We start from the raw sequence: 2783 nt of genomic DNA on the forward strand, positions 1-2783 counted from the left end.
TCGGCGAACTCATCGACTGCTTCACGCACCAGGAATGCGAAAACTACTTCGCCGCCTGCGGATACGATGCAGATTGATCGGAAAACGCTCTAGCGATAAGCCCCTTCGGATTGAAGCGTTCAATAGGGCTGACCGCTTTGGCGAGTCTATATACAATATCACCAAAGAGATAGCGGAGAGAAACAGCTATTTACGGTACATATTGGTATGAAGTATTTTGTTGGGGTTTTCTTTGAGGACGAACGGGTAGACAGGTTGTTTGATCTTACCCGTGTCGTTCTTCAGCCGGATTTCGCTAGGAAAGCGCACATAACTTTGAGGGGACCGTACAAACACAGAAAAGACATCAACAAATCTGTTCTGGAAAAGCAGATGGATCCTATCCTGCTTTCCAAGCCCTCAACCTTTTTCAATGAAAGACAAAATACTGTCTTTTTGCGCGCTGAGATTGCATTTATTTCCGATTTCTGGAGAAAGCCGGACTACCCGGACGGCACACCCCACCTAACGATCTATGATGGGAAAGACAGGTCATTCGCTTGGCAAGTTCTTCAAGTTCTAAGAGATTTTCCTTGGAGGTTCTATGTTCGACCAACCAAGTTACGCATCCTGTCTTCGAAAGAACCTTTAGAGACCAAATATCTTAAGGACTTCACAAATTTTAATTTGGCACTAGACGAAGTCTCTGATCGCTCTTATTCGATGGAAGCTATTCGAAAAATGCATACCGGCCAGCGGATCGAGATACTACGACGTGTTTGTCGCAATCTACATACTCTCCATTCTAATAGTGACGAAGCCGTAGACTCCCAATTGAGCTTTCTGTGACCTTGCCTCAGTGGGTCTTCAAGTAGGCCCCACCTTCCACCCCCCACCAATTTCCGCCATACTCTCCCCACCCCCGGACACCGTCCGGACTCACCCACGCAGTTACCGCTACCACCAACAACATCAACACCTTACACCCCCGTCCAACCTCGGACGCCCCCATGCCCGCCCTCTGCCGAGACTGTCTGACCCGCTTCGAAACCGGCCGCCGCTGCCCCGCCTGCCGGTCGCCCCGGATCGTCGCCCATCCCGAGCTCGACAGCCTCTCCATCGCCCATATGGACTGCGACGCCTTCTACGCCTCGGTCGAGAAGCGGGACAATCCCGAGCTCCGCGACAAGCCCGTCATCATCGGCGGCGGCAAGCGGGGGGTCGTCTCCACCGCCTGCTACATCGCCCGGATCAAGGGCGTCCGCTCGGCGATGCCGATGTTCCAGGCCCTCAAGCTCTGCCCCGAGGCCGTGGTCCTGAAGGGTCGGATGGAGACCTATGTCGAGGTCTCGCGGCAGGTCCGGGCGATGATGGAGGAGCTGACCCCCTCGATCGAGCCGCTGTCGCTGGACGAGGCCTTCCTCGACCTCACCGGCACCGCCCGCCTCCACGGTCAGCCCCCCGCCGTGATGCTCGCCCGGCTGACCCGGCGGATGAAGGCCGAGCTGGGCATCACCGGCTCGATCGGCCTCAGCCACAACAAGTTCCTGGCCAAGGTCGCCTCCGACCTCGACAAGCCGCATGGCTTCGCCGTGATCGGGCGGGCGGAGACCGAAGCCTTCCTGGCGCCGAAGCCGGTCCGGCTGATCTGGGGCATCGGCCCGGCCGCGCAGGAGAGCCTGGAGGCGGCCGGCATCCGGACCTTCGCCGACCTCAAGCGCTGGGAGAAGGACCAGCTGATCGCCCGCTTCGGCGCCATGGGCGACCGGCTCTATCACCTCGCCCGCGGCGAGGACCGGCGGCGGGTCACCCGGGACGCGCCGGTCAAGTCGATCTCGAACGAGACCACCTTCGGCGAGGACACGGCCGACCCGGACATCCTCGACGGCCATATCTGGCGGCTGGCCGAGAAGGTCTCGGACCGGGCCAAGGCCAAGGGGCAGGCCGGGCGGGTGGTCACGCTGAAGCTGAAGCGGGCCAACCATCGCCTCCTGACCCGGCAGAGCCGGCTGCCCGACGCGACCCAGATGGCCGACCGGATCTATCGCACCGCCCGGGAGCTCTTCGAGATCGTCGGGCCGGAGGGGCCCTATCGGCTGCTGGGGGTGGGGATCAGCCAGCTGACCGGGGCCGAGGCGGCGGACCGGGCGGGGGACCTGCTGGACCCCCACGCGCTTCAGAGGGCCCAGGCGGAGCGGGCGACGGATGCGATCCGCGAGAGGTTCGGGCCGGATGCGATCGTGAAGGGCCGGTCGCTGCGGTAGGCGTCCGAGGTTGGACGGGGGTCCAAGTATCTGGTTTTTATTGCGGTACCGCTAACAGGGGAAGTTCGGACGCACGGCGCGGCACGTCATTTCGGACGCGGTTCGACACAGCGGGACGCCGGACAGCGCCGGCCCGACGGGGCGGTGTGACGGGGCGAGAATCGCTCTCGGACGCATCCAAGTCGCGCGCGGATTCTCCGTTGTACGTCAGAACTACTTGCCCCGAACGGACGGAGTCTCCGGCTTCTATTGGCAGGCCGCATCACACGATATCGGCCCACCCCTGAACGATGTCTGATCCGAACCGGACCTCGGTCGCCGGGCGCAGGAAGGTCGGCTACGCGGACGAACCTGCCGTTGCGGGTGCTCTGACGAATGTCAGCTTTTTTACTCTACTGGCGCGAGATTGACTTCAACCCGAGAAGCAACGCTGCGCCAATCATGACAACGCACGAATCGAGCGGCGGGCAGGCGTCGACATTCTCGATCCCGAGAGCCGCATCCGGTTCTCGACGACAGACCTCGGAAAGGCGCGTGTGA

General features: G+C 61.2%; 2 protein-coding genes. Both read left to right on the forward strand.

All coding sequences use genetic code 11. From position 1 onward, the window contains the following. The first annotated feature begins 207 nt into the window (after positions 1–207). Positions 208–828 (forward strand): hypothetical protein, encoded by a 621-nt coding sequence (locus tag P1J78_RS24470; protein WP_275569988.1) that lies wholly within the window; start codon positions 208–210, stop codon positions 826–828. A 161-nt stretch (positions 829–989) separates the two neighbouring features. Beyond that, complete coding sequence (locus P1J78_RS24475) at positions 990–2243, forward strand: DNA polymerase IV (protein WP_275569989.1); 1254 nt, start codon at positions 990–992, stop codon at positions 2241–2243. The last annotated feature ends 540 nt before the right edge of the window (positions 2244–2783 follow it).

Origin of the sequence: Psychromarinibacter sediminicola (genome assembly GCF_029168335.1) — a bacterium.
In the GTDB taxonomy this organism is placed as follows: Bacteria; Pseudomonadota; Alphaproteobacteria; order Rhodobacterales; family Rhodobacteraceae; genus Psychromarinibacter; species Psychromarinibacter sediminicola.

Bases quoted from the DNA above. Each gene is read 5' to 3' on its own strand.
- P1J78_RS24470 (WP_275569988.1), top strand. From the start codon at position 208: ATGAAGTATTTTGTTGGGGTTTTCTTTGAGGACGAACGGGTAGACAGG.
- P1J78_RS24475 (WP_275569989.1), top strand. From the start codon at position 990: ATGCCCGCCCTCTGCCGAGACTGTCTGACCCGCTTCGAAACCGGCCGC.